General features: G+C 72.8%; 4 protein-coding genes. 1 reads left to right on the top strand and 3 read right to left on the bottom strand.

Features of this window, described 5'->3' with window-relative positions; translation table 11 throughout:
* From I6A81_RS40410 to I6A81_RS40400, 3 genes are all read right to left on the bottom strand, one after another.
* Window positions 1-203, bottom strand: a 203-nt coding sequence (locus I6A81_RS40410; protein WP_203007936.1) for a polyketide synthase docking domain-containing protein, incomplete at its 3' end; no start/stop codon positions are given.
* A gap of 119 nt (window positions 204-322) precedes the next feature.
* Window positions 323-1219 carry a 3-hydroxybutyryl-CoA dehydrogenase gene (locus I6A81_RS40405; RefSeq protein WP_203007938.1) on the bottom strand — a complete coding sequence of 299 codons (897 nt, stop codon included), beginning with the start codon at window positions 1217-1219 and terminating at the stop codon, window positions 323-325.
* Window positions 1216-2217 (bottom strand): 3-oxoacyl-ACP synthase III family protein, encoded by a 1002-nt coding sequence (locus I6A81_RS40400; protein WP_203007940.1) that lies wholly within the window; start codon window positions 2215-2217, stop codon window positions 1216-1218. The genes I6A81_RS40405 and I6A81_RS40400 overlap by 4 nt, the downstream gene beginning before the upstream one ends.
* 1027 nt (window positions 2218-3244) lie before the next feature.
* On the opposite strand from I6A81_RS40400, the gene I6A81_RS40395 reads away from it, so the two are divergent.
* The gene (locus I6A81_RS40395; protein WP_203007942.1) at window positions 3245-4720 is read left to right on the top strand and encodes an MFS transporter; all 1476 of its coding nucleotides are present in this window, start codon (window positions 3245-3247) and stop codon (window positions 4718-4720) included.
* The last annotated feature ends 113 nt before the right edge of the window (window positions 4721-4833 follow it).

Here is a 4833-nt window from a genome sequence, read left to right as displayed (position 1 = left end):
TCAACCACCAGATCCCACAGATCCTCAGGAGAACCAACCCCACCCGGAAAACGACACGCCATACCCACGATGGCGATCGGCTCCTGGTCCCTGGCCGCCAGCTCCCGGTTGCGCTGCCGCAGCCGGGCCGTCTCCTTCAACGAATCCCGCAGCGCCGCCACCACCGTGTCGGCCGACGAGGTGCCCTTAGCCGTAGACGCCATTGCTCGATCCGCCTTCCTTGTCTTCTTCCGTGGACAGCTCCCGGCGCGCCGACCGTTTCAGCGCTCGACGACGCCCGCCCGGAGCGTCGGCCCCGGGCGGGCGGAGGAGCGGTTGGGCGTCATGCGTATTCGTAGAAACCCCGACCGGTCTTCCTGCCGAGCAGCCCGCCGTCGACCATGCGCAGCAGCAGCGGCGGGGGCGCGTACAGCGGCTCCTTGAACTCCGCGTAGAGCGCGTCCGCGATCGACACCGTGGTGTCCAGGCCGATCAGGTCCAGCAGGCGCAGGGGGCCCATCGGGTGGGAGCAGCCCGCCACCATGCCTCGATCGACGTCGTCGGGCGTCGCGATGCCGGCCTCCACCATGCGGACGGCGGCCAGCAGGTACGGGAACAACAGGGCGTTGACCAGGAAGCCAGCCCGGTCGGGCGAGCGGATCGCGGTCTTGCCGAGGACCTCGGTGGCCAGCTGCTCGGCGCGGTTCACGGTGCGCTCGTCGGTGAGCACCGAGCCGACCACCTCGACCAGCGGCAGCACGGGCACGGGGTTGAAGAAATGCAGGCCGACGACCCGGCCAGGATTCTGCGCGGCGCGGGCGAGCCGGACGATCGGCAGCGAGGAGGTGTTGGAGGCCAGGATCGCCTCCGGATCCGCCACGATCTTGTCGAGCAGCGCGAAGACCTGAAGTTTGGTGGACTCGTGCTCGGGGACGGCCTCGACGACCGCCTCGCGGTCGGCCAGGTCGTCCAGCGTGGTGGTGAAGGAGATCCGGTCCAGCGCGGCGTCCCGGTCCCCCGCCCCGATCTTCGCCTTGGCGACCGCGCGGTCCAGCGATCCGGTGATCCGGCGCAGGCCGCGCTCGCGGGAGCTCGCGGAGGAGACGGCGACCCGCACGTCGAGGCCCGCCCTCGCGGCGATCTCGGCCACGCCGGCGCCCATCTGCCCGCAGCCGACCACGCCGAGCCGCCGCAGGCGCCACGCGGGCGCGGCCGTGTCCACTGCCAGGGTGTCCGTCATGCCGCGGCCCCCTGCCAGGTGAGCAGCGACGAGCCGACCGCCATGCCCCCGCCGAAACCAGCCAGCAGCACCAGCTCACCGCGGCGCAGCCGACCGGCGCGGTTCGCCTCGTCCAGAGTGACCGCGATGGAGGCGGAGCCCAGGTTGCCGTACCGGTCCACCGTGCGGTGGGTGGTGGCCCGCGTGAGCCCCGCGGCCTCGACCAGCTCGCGGATCAGCACGCCGTTGGCCTGATGCGGCACGAAGTGGTCGACCTCGGCCAGCCGCCGACCGGCGCCCTCGACCAGCCGTTCCAGGGCCGGCGGCACCCACTGGTTGACGAACTCGCGCACGGCGCGGCCCTCCATGCGGAAGTAGTGGCCACCCTCCGCCAGCGTCTCGGCCGAGGCGGGCCGCCGGCTGCCGCCGGCCTCCACCCGGATGAGGTGGTGCGCGTCGCCGCTGGTGCGCAGCTCGGCGCCGAGGAAGCCGTAGGGCTCGTCGACCTCGCCCACCACGGCGGCGCCGGCCCCGTCGGCGAACAGCGGCGCGGTGCGCCGGTCGGAGAAGTCCAGGATCCGGGAGTACAGGTCGGCGGCGATCACCAGCGCCCGAGACCCGGGGCGCAGCGCGATCAGGGCCCGGGCCAGTTCGAGGCCGTAGACGAAGCCGCTGCACACGGCGTTGACGTCGAAGCAGGCCGCGCCGTACGCGCCGATCGCGTGTTGGACCAGCGCGGAGGTCGGCGGCTGCGGGGAGTCCCCGGTGGAGGTGGAGACGATCAGGTAGTCGATCTCCGCGGCGGGCACCGCCGCGGCGTCCAGCGCTTCGGCGGCGGCCCGGGCGGCGAGGTCCGATGCGGCCTCGTGCGGCGGGGCGTAGCGGCGGCTCCTGATCTCGGTCTTGCGCTCGATCCACTCCGCCGTGACGCCGCAGCGAGCCGCCACTTCCTCGTTGCTGACTTCTTCCTTGGGTACGTATGAGCCGGTCGAGATGATCCCGGCCGCGTGTCTCGTCACCGTCGAGTCCGCCTTCCGTGGTAGCGGGGCCAACCCGCTGGGGAGGGGCGGGCATGCCGGTCCCGCCCGCGCGGAGCACGCTCGCCCGGTCCGCGCGGTCCTACGGCATCCCGTTGGCCGAAAAGCGAAAGGTTTCCCTGCGGGTTTCCCGCCGCCGCTGCGCGCGCAGCGCCACCTTCGCGCGCACGCGGCCTTATGCGAAAGCCGGGCCGGCGGCGCTGCCGGGATACCCGTCCTCCGAATGACCGCGGCACATTCAGCATGGCTTTGGGTCACCCCACAGCCACGCTATGTTCCGTTTTCCACCCGGCCAACCCCAGGCTTGCCGCGCACCCCCTATCCGATTCGCCTGATATCGGGTGCCCACGGCCGCGGCGGGCGCGGCAGACCGGTCCCGCGCGGGCGGGCCGGCCGGGAACCGCCCAGCTACGTGCCCCGCGAACGGCTCATAGGGGTGGCCCGGGGGCGGCGGCGCGGGTGTGGCCGCCGGCCGCCGCCGCGCGACGCCTTCGACGCCTCGAGCGCGGCGCGGTCATGCGCCGGACCGGCGCGCTCGGGCTCCAGCCCCTCCGCGCGACGAGCACACTATCCACGCCGCCCGCCCCGGGCCTCGCCCCGCCGTCCACGCACGCGGAAACGCCTGGCCGGCCTGGGATCCGCCGCTCGGCGCGGCCATTGGCCACCCGCCGCGGCGACGCCCCAGGTCACAGGTCCGCGGCGGCGCGGCGGCGGTCGACGCGGGCCAAGCCGGACGGCCAGGGCCCGGCTGGATGCTTGACACTCAACGGCGCACGACGCCTATACTGAGTGCGCAAGTTGAACGCCGTGTAACTTGTGTGCGCAGCGCAGGCCCGCAGCAGACACACCGGGCCAGCGCGAGGGATCTTGTGTGCGCAGCGCGGGCCCGCAGCAGACACCGGGTCGGCGCAGGAAATCTCGTGTACGTGGCGCCGGCCCGCGGCAGACACCGGGCCAGCGCGAGAAATGTCATGCCGTCGCCGTCGTTTCGAGGGGATTGAACGGGTCCATGACGGATACCTATGGGCGGGCACCGACGAAATCGGGGTGGCGGCTCGCGCTGCTGGGGTTCTCCCAACTGATCATCGCGGTGGACTACAACATCGTCTATGTGGCGCTGCCGGACATCGGCGAGTCACTGAATTTCTCAGCCCAGTCGCTGCAGTGGGTCGTCTCCGCCTACGCGGTGGGCTACGGCGGGCTGCTCCTGTTCGGAGGCCGCCTGGTCGACCGGCTCGGCGCCCGGCGGGTGTGGTTCGCGTCGCTGGTGATCTACGGCCTGTCCTCGCTCGTGGGCGGGTTCGCCACCGACCCGGGAGTGCTGATCGCGGCGCGGGCGGTGCAGGGCGCCGGCGGGGCGCTACTGTTCCCGTCCACACTGACATTGATCTTCATCGGGTTCGCGGAGGGCCCGGAACGCAACCGCGCGCTGTCGGTGTGGGGCGCGATCGGCGGCGCGGGCCTCGCGGCCGGAGCGCTGCTCGGCGGGCTGTTCACCGACTGGTGGGGCTGGTCGTCGGTCATGTTCGTCAACGTGCCGCTGACGGTGCTCGCGCTGCTGGCCGGCATCCGGTTGCTGCCGGCGGACGGGCCGGCGCACAAGGCGATCCGGGAGTTCGACGTTCCGGGCGCGCTGCTCGCGACCGCGGGAGCCTCGTTGGTCGTGTTCGGCCTGGCGTCGGGCCCGAGCTCGGGCTGGACCTCCCTTCAGTCGCTCGGCGCCGAGGTGCTCGGCGGGCTGCTGCTGATCTCCTTCGTGGTGGTCGAGGCGAAGACCCGCTCGCCGCTGATGCCGCTGCGGCTGGTGCGCACCCGCACGCTGGCCGTCACGATGGCCGTCGGCTTCCTGTTCATGGTGGGGCTGGCCACCGGCTACTACGTGCTGACGACCTACCTGCAGCCCGTCCTCGGCTACAACCCCACCGAGGCCGGCCTCGCGTTCCTGCCGCTGTGCGCCTGCTCGATGGCCGCCGGCAAGCTCACCGCTCCCCTGCTGAACCGGTTCGGCCTGCGCACGGTGTTCACCGGGACGCTGATCGTGAACGGCGCCGGCATCGTGCTCACCGCGCTGGCAATGTCGGCGGGCGGGTCGTACTGGGCACTGCTGCCCGGGATCGTCCTGTGGGGCTTCGGCGGTGGCGTCGGGTTCACCGTGGTGTTCGCGGCGGCGGGGATGGGCATCTCGCCGCTCGAGCAGGGCGTGGCGTCCTCCGCCGCCTCGACCTCGATGCAGATCGGTGGCGCGGTGGGGCTTGCGGCCCTGGTGGCCGTCGCCAACCACGGCATCGACTACGGCGGCGTCCCGGCGCCGACCGGCGCCGAGATCGTCGACGGGTTGCAGCTGGCCGGCGTGATCTCGGGCATCGTGGTCGCGGCCGCCTGCCTGATCACCTTCTTCTTCTTGAAGAACCCGGCCCCGGTTCCAGCCGCCGAGCCCGCCGGGGCGCAGGTGGACGAGGTGGAGGAGGCCTCCGCGACCGCGTGAGCGGCGGGCCGGTGCCTTCCCGGCCACCACCCTTGAAGCTCCCAGACCGCGTGGCCGGTGCGTCCTCCGCGCACCGGCCCCGCACCCCACGACGGGTGCGGGCCGGGGGGGGT

Origin of the sequence: Frankia nepalensis (assembly GCF_016786325.1) — a bacterium.
Taxonomy (GTDB): Bacteria; Actinomycetota; Actinomycetes; order Frankiales; family Frankiaceae; genus Pseudofrankia; species Pseudofrankia nepalensis.
Note: the sequence above shows the minus strand (reverse complement) of the source record. Positions and strands in the feature narration are given on the sequence as shown.

Coding starts and splice junctions, on each gene's coding strand:
- I6A81_RS40395 (WP_203007942.1), top strand. CDS start 3,245: ATGACGGATACCTATGGGCGGGCACCGACGAAATCGGGGTGGCGGCTC.
- I6A81_RS40405 (WP_203007938.1), bottom strand. CDS start 1,219: ATGACGGACACCCTGGCAGTGGACACGGCCGCGCCCGCGTGGCGCCTG.